The organism is Stenotrophomonas sp. ZAC14D2_NAIMI4_7 (assembly GCF_003086675.1).
Taxonomy (GTDB): Bacteria; Pseudomonadota; Gammaproteobacteria; order Xanthomonadales; family Xanthomonadaceae; genus Stenotrophomonas.
This window is the reverse complement of the sequence record NZ_CP025995.1, coordinates 148,948-162,319: the sequence shown is the minus strand read 5'-3', so window position 1 is coordinate 162,319 and position 13,372 is coordinate 148,948. Positions and strand designations below refer to the sequence as shown.

10 protein-coding genes and 3 pseudogenes are annotated in these 13,372 nt (G+C 66.6%); 6 read left to right on the top strand and 7 right to left on the bottom strand.

The genetic code is table 11. The features are described 5' to 3' along the window. Positions 1-35: 35 nt before the first annotated feature. Positions 36-665, bottom strand: a complete 630-nt coding sequence (locus C1922_RS00665; protein ID WP_108748017.1) for a ParA family protein — start codon at positions 663-665, stop codon at positions 36-38. A 122-nt stretch (positions 666-787) separates the two neighbouring features. Here C1922_RS00665 and C1922_RS00660 point away from each other — a divergent pair, with 122 nt between their 5' ends. Then, complete coding sequence (locus C1922_RS00660; RefSeq protein WP_108748016.1) at positions 788-2,272, top strand: AAA family ATPase; 1,485 nt, start codon at positions 788-790, stop codon at positions 2,270-2,272. Between the two features lie 435 nt (positions 2,273-2,707). Here C1922_RS00660 and C1922_RS00655 read toward each other — a convergent pair. The 4 genes and pseudogenes from C1922_RS00655 to C1922_RS00640 all read right to left on the bottom strand — a co-directional run. Beyond that, positions 2,708-2,800 (bottom strand): annotated as a pseudogene (locus tag C1922_RS00655) (IS3 family transposase); the annotation flags it as partial. A 29-nt stretch (positions 2,801-2,829) separates the two neighbouring features. Continuing rightward, positions 2,830-2,958 (bottom strand): annotated as a pseudogene (locus C1922_RS00650) (transposase); the annotation flags it as partial. A gap of 180 nt (positions 2,959-3,138) precedes the next feature. Then, entirely contained in the window at positions 3,139-4,044 is a 906-nt protein-coding gene (locus C1922_RS00645; protein WP_108748015.1) for an AEC family transporter, read from the bottom strand. Between the two features lie 18 nt (positions 4,045-4,062). Then, positions 4,063-4,698 carry a hypothetical protein gene (locus tag C1922_RS00640; protein WP_108748014.1) on the bottom strand — a complete coding sequence of 212 codons (636 nt, stop codon included), beginning with the start codon at positions 4,696-4,698 and terminating at the stop codon, positions 4,063-4,065. A 165-nt stretch (positions 4,699-4,863) separates the two neighbouring features. Here C1922_RS00640 and C1922_RS00635 point away from each other — a divergent pair, with 165 nt between their 5' ends. The 3 genes and pseudogenes from C1922_RS00635 to C1922_RS20595 all read left to right on the top strand — a co-directional run. Then, positions 4,864-8,550 (top strand): indolepyruvate ferredoxin oxidoreductase family protein, encoded by a 3,687-nt coding sequence (locus C1922_RS00635; protein ID WP_108748013.1) that lies wholly within the window; start codon positions 4,864-4,866, stop codon positions 8,548-8,550. Between the two features lie 181 nt (positions 8,551-8,731). Beyond that, positions 8,732-9,091 carry a helix-turn-helix transcriptional regulator gene (locus tag C1922_RS00630; RefSeq protein WP_108751438.1) on the top strand — a complete coding sequence of 120 codons (360 nt, stop codon included), beginning with the start codon at positions 8,732-8,734 and terminating at the stop codon, positions 9,089-9,091. A gap of 33 nt (positions 9,092-9,124) precedes the next feature. Next, positions 9,125-9,373 (top strand): annotated as a pseudogene (locus C1922_RS20595) (HipA N-terminal domain-containing protein); the annotation flags it as partial. Between the two features lie 18 nt (positions 9,374-9,391). Here the strand turns inward: C1922_RS20595 and C1922_RS20590 are convergent. Continuing rightward, on the bottom strand, positions 9,392-9,529 hold the full coding sequence (locus C1922_RS20590) for a hypothetical protein (protein ID WP_234413532.1): 138 nt from the start codon (positions 9,527-9,529) through the stop codon (positions 9,392-9,394). Here C1922_RS20590 and C1922_RS00625 point away from each other — a divergent pair, their 5' ends adjacent. Then, complete coding sequence (locus C1922_RS00625) at positions 9,530-10,411, top strand: HipA domain-containing protein (protein ID WP_234413531.1); 882 nt, start codon at positions 9,530-9,532, stop codon at positions 10,409-10,411. It abuts the gene before it with no gap. On the opposite strand, the gene C1922_RS00620 is transcribed toward C1922_RS00625, so the two are convergent. Beyond that, positions 10,412-11,026 (bottom strand): DUF938 domain-containing protein, encoded by a 615-nt coding sequence (locus C1922_RS00620; RefSeq protein WP_108748011.1) that lies wholly within the window; start codon positions 11,024-11,026, stop codon positions 10,412-10,414. Between the two features lie 688 nt (positions 11,027-11,714). Here C1922_RS00620 and C1922_RS00610 point away from each other — a divergent pair. Beyond that, positions 11,715-13,346 (top strand): TldD/PmbA family protein, encoded by a 1,632-nt coding sequence (locus C1922_RS00610; protein ID WP_108748010.1) that lies wholly within the window; start codon positions 11,715-11,717, stop codon positions 13,344-13,346. The last annotated feature ends 26 nt before the right edge of the window (positions 13,347-13,372 follow it).

The following is a 13,372-nucleotide window of genomic DNA, read 5'->3' as shown; positions in this document are numbered from 1 at the left end:
CTACGGGAGTGACACAGGAAGGAAAAACACCAGCCTTACAGCTTCAGCCAGGCCAGCAGCGGTTCCCAGTCGGCCTGGTGCTCGCGCACCTGCGCCGAACGGTAGTCGAATAGACTGCGGCCCAGGCCGGTCATGACCACATAACTCTGGCTGTCGCGCAGCTGCGTGACTACCGGGTAGGGCCATTCGGCCAACATCTGCAAGGCCTGCTGCGAGGTCTGGGTCCACGGCTTGGTCCGGTTCAGCACCAGCCCCACCGGCAGCTTGCGGCTGTGCACGCGCGGGTTGCCGGCCAGGCTGTTGAGGAAGCCGACGATGGCTTCGATGTCCAGCGCCGAGGGCAGCACCGGCACCACCACGGCATCGGCGGCATCGAGGAAGTGGGGGATATCGTCGGCCAGCGCGCCGGCCGGGGCGTCGATGATGACGGTATCGGTCCCGTCAGGCAGCTTCTGCGCCCACTGCTTCTTGCGATACACATCGATCGGCAGCACCGCGCTTTCCAGCCCGGCCCGGCGCTGGGCCCAGCGCGTGCTGGAGCCCTGCGGGTCGGCATCGGCGATCACCGTGGCCCTGCCCTGCAATGCCGCGTATGCGGCCAGGTGGGTGGCGACGGTGGTCTTGCCCACCCCGCCCTTGGAACCGGCCACCAGGATCGTCTTCATGCCAGCCTCGCTTCCGGGTATGTGCCCCGAGCGTACACCGGCGCCCGTGACGGAAGGTAGCGCTGTGCTGAACCCCGGCCCCGGCCTTTGCTATCGTGGCGCCCCCGAAGGATCGAACCCGCATGAGCGAACTGCAGGACCTGAGCGCGCTGATCCGCGCCAACACGCCCCTGATCGTGATCGAGACCCAGGATGAGGGTCGCATCGTCGAACTGTTCCGGCAGACCCTGATGCACATCTGGCGTGCCCTGCACCGCTGGTCCATCACCGAGGGCCTGCGCCGCATCGACCTGGAACGCGAGGACGAGGCGGTGGGGCCGCCGGATGCCAGTGCGGCGCTGCAGATGATCCGCCAGGCCGAACAGCGTGGCATCTACCTGCTGCTCGATTTCCACCCCTACCTGGGCTATGCCAGCCACCAGCGGGCGTTGCGCGACCTGATCCAGCGCCGCCACAGCCAGCCGCACGTGCTGGTGCTGATCGGCGCAAAGGTGGAACTGCCGGCAGAGCTGGAAGCCCTGGCGGTGCGCTTCAACCCGCGCCTGCCCGACGCCAACGCGCTGCTGAAGATGCTGCGCGAAGAGGCCGATGCCTACGCCCGCGAACACGGCGGCCGCCGCGTGGAAGTGGACAGCGAGGCGGTGAAGAAGATCCTGAAGAACCTGCAGGGGCTGAGCCTGGTCGATGCGCGGCGCATTGCCCGGCAGCTGATCTATGCCGACGGCGCGCTGCGCGACGACGACCTGCCGCAGCTGGCACGGCTGAAGTTCGAGCTGCTGAACCGCAGCGGCCACCTGTTCTTCGAACACGACAGTGCGCGCTTCGGCGATGTGGCCGGTGCCAACCGGCTCAAGCGCTGGATCAACCAGCGGCGGGTGGCCTTCATTGCCGGGTCTGCGCCTGCAGGGCTGGACCCGCCGCGCGGCATGCTGCTGCTGGGCGTGCAGGGCTGCGGCAAATCGATGCTGGCCAAGGCCACCGCCGCTGGCTTCGGCGTGCCGCTGCTGCGCCTGGACGTGGGCGCGCTGTACAACAAATACCACGGCGAAACCGAGGCCAACCTGCGCCAGGCGCTGGCCTCGGCCGAGCAGCTGGCGCCGTGCGTGCTGTGGATGGATGAAATCGAGAAGGGCCTGGCCAGTGGCGGCGAGGACGGCGGCGTGTCGCGCCGCGTGCTGGGCTACCTGCTGACCTGGATGGCCGAACGCAAGGCCCCGGTGTTCATCGTGGCCACCGCCAACCAGGTGCATGAACTGCCGGCCGAACTGCTGCGCAAGGGCCGTTTCGACGAGATCTTCTTCGTCGATCTGCCCGCGCCGGATGTGCGCGTGGAACTGCTGCGCCTGCACCTGGGCCGGCGCCAGTTGAATCCCGATGATTTCGCCCTGCCGGCGCTGGCCGCGGCCGCGAACGGGTTCTCGGGTGCCGAGATCGAGCAGGCGATCGTGGCCGGCCTGTATTCGGCGCATGCCGAGGGTCGTCCGCTGGACACCGACCTGCTGATGACCGAGCTGCGGGCCACGCGCCCGTTGTCGGTGCTGATGGCCGAACAGGTGGCGGCATTGCGCGAGTGGGCGTCGGGGCGGACGGTGTCTGCGGACGACTGAGGGGTTGTTTCCAGCCAACGGCGGAGCCCCTCGTGGCTGTTGGTTGGTCGCCGAATGCGGGTCATGCGTTTGGCCGGGCGGGTAGGTCGCGCGGGGGACGCCGTGAATCCGTCCATGGAGGCTTGTCAGCCGCATCCATGCGGCCGACACCCCCGCGCGACCTACCCGCCCGACCTTTGACAGTGTCCGTGTGCGGTCAGCCACGGAAAAGAAAAAAGAAGATCAAAAGCAAGAGCAACAGCCGGTCGCTTCGCTCCGTGCCGACCGACGGTCGGCACCCACCAGCAGCAGCTGGCACCAACAGCAGCAGGTCCCGACAGATCGCGGAAGTCTGTCGAAGGCGGGGTGGGTCCGGTGGCAGGGGTGTGAGCGCCATGGATGGCGCGACCAAGCCCCCATGGTGAAGTGACCCCCTGAAGTTGGACAGGTGGGGGATCAGGCGGCCAGCGCGGCCTGCTCCCGGTACTTTACCGGGCTCAAGCCCTTTAATTTCAGGCGGATACGATTCTCGTTGTAGTAACGGATGTATTCCACCAGGCCAGCTTCCAGGCTATCTAGGTCGCTGCCCACCGCCTCACCGTGGAGAACTCCAGGCCATGGCGGCGGGCAACGGCCTTGACCGATGTGGAGGTGTTACAGGCCTCCTTGGCGACCTGCAATTTGAAACAAACCTCATATCTATACATGCAAACCTCGGGGTCGGATCAGGTGTCCAACTCCCGGGGGTCACTTCATGGACGGGTTTACGGCGTCCCCTGCCACCGGACCCACCCCGCCATCCCACGGAAAGCCAGCTTTTGAAGTTGACGTTGCCGTTGCCGTGGCTTGAAGCGGGTGCAGGGCTGCAAGCCCTGCCAAAGCACCCCTCACCCCAGTACCCACATCCATGCCGGCAGGGTGACCAGCGACAGCACGATGCCGTAGCCCACCAGCGCGGCCGCCAACCGCGGTGCCAGGCGGTGCGAGATCGCCAGCGCGGCGGCGGTAATCATGGTCGGCATGGCCGATTCCAACACATTGGCCTGCAGCATCAGGCCCTGCATGCCCAGCAGCCACGACAGCGGCAGGGCCAGCGCCGGCAGCACCACCAGCTTCAGCAGCAGGCCCACGGCCAGCGGCTTCAGCTCTTCGCGGCGCAGGCGCAACTGGATCGACAGGCCCACTGCCAGCATCACCAACGGCAGCATCGCATCGGCCAGTTGCTTCAGCGATGTGCCGATCCAGGCCGGCGGCTGCGCCGGCATCAACAGCAGGGCGAAGACCAGTGCCCACAGCGGTGGAAAGCGCGCGATCCGCCCCAGTACCTGGCGCGCGGTGGGCGGCCGGTCGCCGCTGTAACGGGCCAGCACCAGCAGACCGAACGTCGACAGCAGCAGGAACGTACCGAACTGGTCGTACACCACCGCATACGGCAGCGCCGCGTCACCCAGCAGCGCGCGCACCATCGGGTAGCCGATGAAGCTGGAATTGGCCAGCGCCACGCAGATCAGCAGCACGGCATGCACATCGCGGGCGAAACCGAACACCCGCGTGGCTACGCTGACCAGCGCCCAGGTGGCCAGCATCAGCAACCAGGGCGTGGCCATCAGGCCCAGCAGGCTGGCATCCAGATGCAGGCGTGGCACGTAGGTCAGCACCGCAGCCGGCAGGCAGACGTACAGCACCACCTTGTTCAGCGTTTCCGGCGCAGTTTCCGGCAATGCGCGCAGACGCGCGAACAGCATGCCCAACCCCAGCATGGCCAGGATCAGTGCGAACGCATCAAACGCCATCAGCGTGCTTCAGCAGTTTCAGGGCCAGGCCGGCGGTGCGGCGGCCCACGCCTGCTGCACTTCGGCCAGGCTGGCCCGTTCGTCGTCGCGCCACCCCGGCAGCAGTTCGGCGTAGCGGCTGCTGTCGCTCCACTGCGTGGGCTCGGTGCGCACGGCAGCGGCATACCATTTCACCGCTTCCTGCTGCTGGCCGGCGCGCCACAGCGCCAACGCGAAGGTGGGTGGCACCCAGCTGGGATTGGTGTACTGGCTGCTGGTGGCCGACAGCCACTGTTCCAGCGCGCCCAACGGCTGGCCCTGGCGCATCAGGTCCCAGCCGTAGTTCCAGCGTACGCCCCGGCCTGCGGCGCTCTGCGGCGTGGTGTCGGCCAGCGCGTCGCGATAGAGCTTTTCCCCCAGCTCGGTGCGGCCCATGCCGATCGCCACCGATGCCAGCTGTATGTTGGCTTCCAGCACCTTGCGGCCGCGCTCGCGCTGCTTCATCAGCTGGGCCACCAGATCGTCACCTTCCCCCTGGGCCACCACCATCGGTGCAGCCGCGGCATCGGTGTCGAAATAGAACTCCTGCGGCGCTGGCAGCGCCGGCGCGGCCCATGCATTGGCCACGCCCAAGGCCAGCACGGCGCTGGCCAGCCACTTCAATGAAACGGACATCAAACTTCCCCCTGGTTGAAACAACAACCCCCCACACCCCGATCCTAACCCCAGCACGGCCGCCGATGCGAGTGCCGGGCCACCACGCCCCCACTGTTACAATCCGCGCCTTTCCCGCCCTGCCCCGCGCAGGGCCGGTGCCAGCCGATCCTCACCGGGCCAGCCATGACCAGTACCGCGCAACTCACTTCGCCCTCTTCCGCTGACCTGATCGACCGTGATTACACGCTCGACCACAAGTACACCCGCAACGAGGGGCGGATCTACCTGAGTGGCGTGCAGGCGCTGGTGCGGCTGCCGCTGATGCAGCGCCTGCGCGATGCCGCCGAAGGCATCGACAGCGCCGGCTTCGTCAGTGGCTACCGCGGCAGCCCACTGGGCGGCTTCGACCTGGAGCTGTGGCGCGCACGCAAGCATCTGGAAGCGGCCAAGGTGAAGTTCACCCCCGGCCTGAACGAAGATCTGGGCGCCACCATGGTCTGGGGCACGCAGCAGACCAACCTGTTCCCCGGCGCCAACGTGCAGGGCGTATTCGGCATGTGGTACGGCAAGGGGCCGGGCGTGGACCGCTGCGGCGACGTATTCAAGCACGCCAATGCCGCCGGCACCTCGCGCCATGGCGGCGTGCTGGCGCTGGCCGCCGATGACCATGCCTGCCGCAGCTCGACCCTGCCGCATGGCAGCGAAGACGAGTTCGTCAGCGCGATGATGCCGGTGCTGAACCCGGCGGGCGTGCAGGACATCCTGGACATGGGCCTGCTCGGCTGGGCCATGAGCCGCTATACCGGCCGCTGGGTGGGCTTCAAGACCATTGCCGAGACGGTGGAATCCTCGGCCTCGGTGCAGGTTGATCCGCTGGCGCGGCGCATCGTGCTGCCGGAAGACTTCGACATGCCCAGCGGCGGCCTCAACATCCGCTGGCCGGACCCGCCGCTGGACCAGGAGATGCGCCTGCACCGCTATGCGGTGAAGGCCGCGCAGGCCTTTGCCCGCGCCAACGGCATCGACAAGGTGGTGATGGATGCGCCGCGCGCGCGGCTGGGCATCGTCACCACCGGCAAGAGCTACCTGGACGTGCTGCAGGCGCTGGAGTACCTGGGCCTGGACGAAGCCGCGTGCGCCGACATCGGCATCCGCGTGTACAAGGTCGGCATGACCTGGCCGCTGGAGCCGGAAGGCATCGCCCGCTTCGCGCAGGGCCTGGAAGACATCATCGTGGTGGAGGAGAAGCGTGCCTTCATCGAGCGCCAGATGAAGGAGCAGTTCTTCAACTGGCCGGCCAGCTGGGGCCAGCGCCCGTCCATCGTCGGCAAGTACGACGAGAGCGGCGAGTGGATCCTGCCGTCGACCGGCGAACTGACCCCGGCCACCATCGCCGGCGTGATCGGCCGCCGCATCCAGAAGTTCTTCAACAACGAATCGATCGAGCAGCGCCTGCAGTGGATGCAGGAAAAGGAAGCCGAGCTTGCGCTGCCGCGCGCCAGCTTCCCGCGCGTGCCGCACTACTGCTCGGGCTGCCCGCACAACACCTCCACCACCGTGCCGGAAGGCTCGCGTGCGCTGGCCGGCATTGGTTGCCATTACATGGTGACCTGGATGGACCGCAGCACCGACACCTTTACCCACATGGGCGGCGAAGGCGTGACCTGGGCCGGGCAGGCGCCGTTCACCGATACCCCGCACGTGTTCCAGAACCTGGGCGACGGCACCTACTTCCACAGCGGCTCGCTGGCGATCCGCCAGGCGGTGGCCGCCGGGGTGAACATCACCTACAAGATCCTCTACAACGACGCGGTGGCGATGACCGGCGGCCAGCCGGTGGACGGCCCGCTGAGCGTGCCGGACATCGCCCGGCAGATGCGCGCCGAGGGCATCCACACGATCGTGGTGCTGTCGGACAACATCGGCAAGTGGACCGGCCAGCGCGAGCATTTCCCCAGCGACGTCGAGTTCCACGACCGCAGTGAACTGGACGCCGTGCAGAAGCGCCTGCGCGAAGTGAAGGGTGTTTCGATCCTGATCTACGAACAGACCTGCGCCACCGAGAAGCGCCGCCGCCGCAAGCGCGGCAAGCTGGAAGATCCGCAGAAGCGCGTGCTGATCAATTCGCTGGTCTGCGAAGGCTGCGGCGACTGCGGCAAGAAGAGCTTCTGCGTGTCGGTGCTGCCGAAGGAAACCGAGTTCGGGCGCAAGCGCGAGATCGACCAGTCCAACTGCAACAAGGACTATTCCTGCGTGAATGGTTTCTGCCCGAGCTTCGTCACCGTGCACGGTGGCCAGCCGCGCAAGGGCAGCAAGCGCGATGCCTCCACGCTGCTGGACAACCTGCCGGCGCCGACCATCCGCGGCACGCTGGAACAGCCCTGGAACATCCTGATCACCGGCGTCGGCGGTACCGGCGTGGTGACCATCGGCGCCCTGCTGGGCATGGCCGGCCACCTGGAAGGCAAGGGCGCTTCGGTGCTGGACCAGACCGGCCTGGCGCAGAAGGGCGGCGCGGTGACCACGCATATCCGCATCGCGCGGCGCCCGGACGATATCCACGCCGTACGCATTGCCGCCGGCGAGGCCGACCTGGTGCTGGGCTGCGACATGGTGGTGGTGAATGACTACTGGGCGCTGTCGAAGGTGCGCGCCGGCCGCTCGCAGGTGGTGTTGAACACCTACGAGGCGATGCCCGGCACCTTCACCACCCGCCCGGACATGCAGTTCCCGGCCGCCGACATCGTGGCCGGCGTGCGCGTGGCACTGGGCGGCGAGGAGCCACTGCAGCTCGACGCCACCCAGCTGGCCACCGCGCTGCTGGGCGATGCCATCGCCGCCAACCTGTTCATCCTCGGCTACGCGTGGCAGCACGGCCTGGTGCCGCTGTCGTTCGACTCGCTGATGCGTGCCATCGAACTGAACGGCGCCGCCGTGGCGATGAACCAGCAGGCCTTCGCCTGGGGCCGCCTGGCCGTGGTCGACCCGCAGGCCGTGCAGCAGGCCGCCGGCCTGGTGCGCAACCGCAACACCGACACCGAAGCCACGCCCGGCCCGCTGCACCCGCTGCCGCCGGGCGAATGGGAAGGCAACGAATGGGGTGCCACCGCCGCGCCGCGCAACACCGGCGACGAACGCGAACTGCGTGGCCTCCCCTCGCACGGTGGCGACGTCGCGTTCCTGCCGCTGGACGATGCGCGCCTGTCGCGTTCGCTGGATGAAATGATCGAACGCCGTGCTGCGTTCCTGGTCGACTACCAGGATGCCGCCTATGCCACGCGCTACCGCGATCTGGTGGCACGCGTGCGCGCGGCCGAAGGCGAGCGCATCGGCGGTTCCACCGCGCTGACCGAAACCGTGGCCCGTTACCTGTTCAAGCTGATGGCCTACAAGGACGAGTACGAAGTGGCGCGCCTGTACACCAGCGGCGATTTCCAGCGCCGCCTGCAGCAGCAGTTCGAGGGTGACTACCAGCTGCGCTTCCACCTGGCGCCGCCGTTGTTCGCCAAGAAGGACGAACAGGGCCGCCTGCTGAAGAAGGAATACGGCCCGTGGATGTTCAAGGCCTTCGGCCTGCTGGCCAGGCTGAAGTTCCTGCGTGGCGGCCGCTTCGATGTGTTCGGCCGCACCGAAGAGCGCCGCATGGAACGCCAGCTGATTGCCGATTACGAGGCGACGGTGCAGCTGCTGCTGGACGGGCTGGAGGACGACCGACTGTCGCTGGCGGTGGAGATTGCCAGCGTGCCCGAGCACATCCGCGGCTTCGGCCACGTCAAGGAAGCCCATTTCGCGCAGGCCAAGGCACGCGAAGCGGCGCTGCTGGCGCAGTGGCGCAACCCGAAGGCGCTGCATATCGTGCAGGTGGCGTAACCGGCAGCAGGGCCCTACCGGCCCTTGGCCGACTGCCCGAAAGGATCTAGAGCCGGAAGCGCTGGCGATCAATGCCAGCGAACGTCGACAGTTCAGGAATTGTCGCCGTTCCATGACATTCTTGAAATGTTATCGAACGGCGACTTTTGATTAAATGTTGCCGAGCGCATACATTCCACCTATGGACATCCTGCGAACGTCCCGAGACCTGGGCCTGGTCATCCGCCAGCGTCGCAAAGCACTCCGTTGGGATCAGGCCCATCTGGCCGAACGCGTAGGCGTCAGTCGGCAATGGGTCATCGAAATGGAGAAGGGCAAGCCGCGGGTGGAGCTGCAACTGGTGCTGCGGACGCTCAACGTCCTCGGCCTGATACTGGCTACGGGCACTGTCGAGGGAATGGCCTCCTCCGCTGCATCGTCGGAAATGCCTCTGGAACTGCCTGATATCGACACTATCGTGGATGGCAACGGGCTGCGCCCGGACGAGCACCGCGCGACTGCCATGACGTCGGGGCGTAGAAAGCCCCACAAGGCCGTCTGACAGCCCCTTCCTCCCGGACATCGTGCCTCCCGCATGGACCTCAACGTACTCCTTTCCAACAGACTGGCTGGATACCTGGGACAGGATGCACATGGCCATCCGACATTCCGGTATGCAGACAGTTGGCGCCAGACGCCTGGCGCCTATCCCTTGTCACTTGCACTTCCATTGACAGAGAACAGCGCGCCCTCTGCCACGCTCTCTGCGGTCCTGTGGGGGCTGCTGCCCGACAACGAGGCCCTTCTGCAGCGATGGGCTTCCCGGTTCCATGTTTCGTCCCGCAACCCGGTCGCATTGCTGTCACATGTCGGTGAAGACTGTGCCGGTGCGGTCCAGTTCGTACGACGCGAACGGCTCGCCGCCGTACTTGCCGGTGAGGACGATCGGCAGGAGCCGCTGTCCCTCCATGAGGTCGCCCAGCGCCTTCAGCAGATCCAAGTGGACCAGATTGCAGCGCGGCAACCCGATGATGTCGGCCAGTTCAGCCTGGCCGGGGCGCAACCGAAGATCGCCCTGATGCAACGCGACGATGGAGGTTGGGCAATTCCGGCCGGTCGCCTCCCCACCACGCATATCCTCAAACCCCCCAGTGGCGACTACGACGGATTCGTGGAGAACGAGGTCTTCTGTCTGCGCCTGGCCAGTCAACTCGGCATGTCGGCTGCGTCCACTGAAATGATCTGCATGGAGGACGCACAGGCCATTGCGGTGACGCGCTTCGACCGCGTACGAACAGCACAGGGTTGGCAACGCGTTCACCAGGAAGACTTCTGCCAAGCGCTGGGTGTCATGCCACACATCAAGTACCAGAACCAAGGCGGACCGGGGCCGGCCGATCTGGCGCGCGTGCTTTGGGAACATTCCAGCAAGCCGCGAGCGGATGTCGAAAGGCTGCTGCAGGCACTGCAGTTCAACTATCTCATTGGCGGCACTGACGCGCATGCCAAGAACTATTCGCTGCTGATCGGCGCACAAGGAAACGTTCGCCTTGCCCCGCTGTATGACATCTCAAGTGCACTGCCCTATGCACACCTGCAGCAACGCAAGATCAAGATGGCCATGAAGATCGGTAGTCATTACCGCTGGTGGGATGTCCGCCTGGCGGATTGGGAGGCCACCGCCGATGGAATGACGCTGGACCCGCAGAAAGCACTGTCGGGCCTGTTCGACATGGCAACACGGCTGCCCGGCATCGCCCGGGCGTTGCTTGCGGAACTGCAGGCAGAGGGCATGCGCCACCCGGTTCTGGAACGTTTAGTGGACGGCATCAGTGCAAGCTGCCAGCGCTGCCTGCGGCAATTCGAACAATCCGCTACCTGATCACCCCAACCGCCACAGCAGCAGTCGGTTGTTGGCGGGCATGGCCACGTCGCGCAGGCGGGTGAAGCCGTTGTCCGCGGCCAGCGCCTGCACGGCTTCCACATCGCGGATGCCGCTGCGCGGGTCGCGCGTCTTCAGCCAGGCATCGAACTGCGCATTGCTGTCGCTGGTGTAGCGGCCGCCGTAATTGAACGGGCCGTACACCGACAGCAACGCGCCGTGGCGCAGCAGCGGTGGCAGGGCGGCAAACAGCGCCTGCACGTACTCCCAGCCCATGATGTGCAACGTGTTGGCGCTGAATGCGGCGTCGAAGGTACTTCCTTCGGGCAGCGCCAGACCCGGCGCAGGCGGCAGTTCCACCTGCAGCGCCAGCGGCGGCAACAGGTTCAGCAAGGCCGCCTCGGCGCGCCAGGCCTCGATGCCCGGCAGATGGTCGGGATGGTCGCTGGGCTGCCAGCGCAGCCACGGCCAGCGCTCGGCGAAGAATGCGGCGTGCTGGCCCGTACCGCTGCCGATTTCCAGCACCCGATGGCGGTCGCCCATCCACGGGTCGAGCGCCGCGGCGATCGGTTCGCGGTTGCGTTCGCAGGCTTCTGAATACGGCTTGCTCGACATCAGGGCGGGGTCCAGGCGGAGTCGGCCCATTGTGCACGAGGGGGGTGTTCTGGGCAGGGCTTGCAGCCCTGCACCCGCAGAGGCAACGGCAACGGCAACGGCCAAAGCAACAGCAAAAGCTGGTTTCCTGTGGGTTGGCGGGGTGGGTCCGGTTGAGGGGGACGCCGTAAATACGTCCATGTAGGCTCGGTCGCCGCATCCATGCGGCTCACGCCCCCTCAACCGGACCCACCCCGCCTTCGACAGTTGGCTGCGTTCTGTCAGGACAGCTCTTGGGGTCATTTCGATATCTGACAGAAAAACCGTGTCGACCAAGGTCGACACCTACCAACAGCCGCGCGGACAACCATCGCAGTTCCCAACAGCTGCAGGAATCTGTCAGAGGTGGGGAGGTGTCGGATTGCGGGGTGTCAGCCGCATGGATGCGGCTGCCAAGCCTCCATGGACGGATTCACGGCGTCCCCGCAATCCGACACCGCCCCGCCCACCCACGGAATGCCGCTCTGGCTCTGGCTCTGGCTCTGGCTTTGGCCGTTGCATTGAGCAGGTGCAGGGCGCAGCCCTGCCGAAACCCTCCCCACCCATGACTGCAGTCACTTGCCGCCATGCCCCGCGCTGGCGAAAGTCGGGGAGTGGACGTGATCGGCCTGGCCCGTTGCCAGCCGCACGGAAGTGAGAGAGAGACGCTGTGCAACGACGTGAGTTCCTGGCTTTTTCCGGTCTGGGCCTGGCGGGCCTGGTGCTGCCGCATTCGCGGCTGATCGCGGCCGAGCAGCTGCTCGCGCCGGTGGATACCGCCCAGCGCCGGCGCCTGGCCGAGGTCGCCTTGGCCGCCGCGCGTGCGGCCAAGGCCACCTATTGCGATGTGCGCATCGGCCGCTATCTCAACCAGTCGGTCATCACCCGCGAGCACCAGGTCGGCAACGTGACCAACCGGGAGTCGTCCGGCGTGGGCGTGCGGGTGATCGTCAATGGCGCCTGGGGCTTCGCCGCCACCCACCAGCAGACCGAGGCCGCCGTGCGCGGGGCCGTCGAACAGGCTGCCGCCATCGCCCGCGCCAACGCGACCATCCAGACCCGCCCCGTGCAACTGGCCCCCACCCCGGCCGTGGGCGACGTGCGCTGGCAGACGCCGGTGCGCAGGAACGCCATGGAAGTACCGATCCAGGACAAGGTGGAACTGCTGCTGGCGCTCAACAGCGCCGCGCTGGACGCCGGCGCCGACTACATCAATTCCACCCTGTTCCTGGTCAACGAGCAGAAGTACTTCGCCTCCAGCGATGGCTCCTTTATCGACCAGGACATCCACCGCATCTGGCTGCCGTTCACCGCCACCGCCATCGACAAGGCCAGCGGCAAGTTCCGCACCCGGGCCGGCCTGTCCTCGCCGATGGGCATGGGCTACGAGTTCCTGGAGGGCGATGCACGCGGCAAGGTGCAGCTGCCCGGCGGCATCACCGCTTACCGCGATTCCTACGACCCCGTCGAGGACGCCATCGCCGCCGCCCGCCATGCGCGCGAGAAGCTGAAGGCGCCCTCGGTGAAGCCCGGCAAGTACGACCTGGTACTGGACCCGTCCAACCTGTTCCTGACCATCCACGAGAACGTCGGCCATCCGCTGGAACTGGACCGCGTGCTGGGCTACGAGGCCAACTACGCCGGCACCAGCTTCGCCACCCTGGACAAGCGCGACGCCGGCTTCCGCTGGGGCAGCGACATCGTCACCTTCTTCGCCGACAAGACCCAGCCGGGCAGCCTGGGCGCGGTCGGCTACGACGACGAAGGGGTGAAGACCCAGCGCTGGGACCTGGTGCGCGACGGCGTGCTGGTCGATTACCAGGCCACCCGCGACGAAGCCCACATTCTGGGCCGCGAGGCCTCGCACGGCTGCAGCTACGCCGATTCCTGGTCCAGCGTGCAGTTCCAGCGCATGGCCAATGTATCGCTGGCACCGGGCAAGGCAGCGCTGAGCGTCGAGGACATGATCAAGGACGTGGAAAACGGCATCTGGATCCACGGCCGCGGCTCCTATTCCATCGACCAGCAGCGCTACAACGCGCAGTTTGGCGGCCAGCTGTACTACCAGATCAAGAACGGAAAGATCACCGGCATGGTCGAGGACGCGGCCTACCAGATCCGCACGCCGGAGTTCTGGAATGCCTGCACCGCCATCTGCGATGAACGGGATTTCCGCCTGGGCGGTTCATTCTTCGATGGCAAGGGCCAGCCCGGCCAGGTCTCGGCGGTCTCGCACGGATCGTCCACCACCCGCTTCAACGGCATCAACATCATCAACACCGCGCGCAGTCTCGGCGCCTGAGTCTTCCCATCCTTCGACGTGGAGAG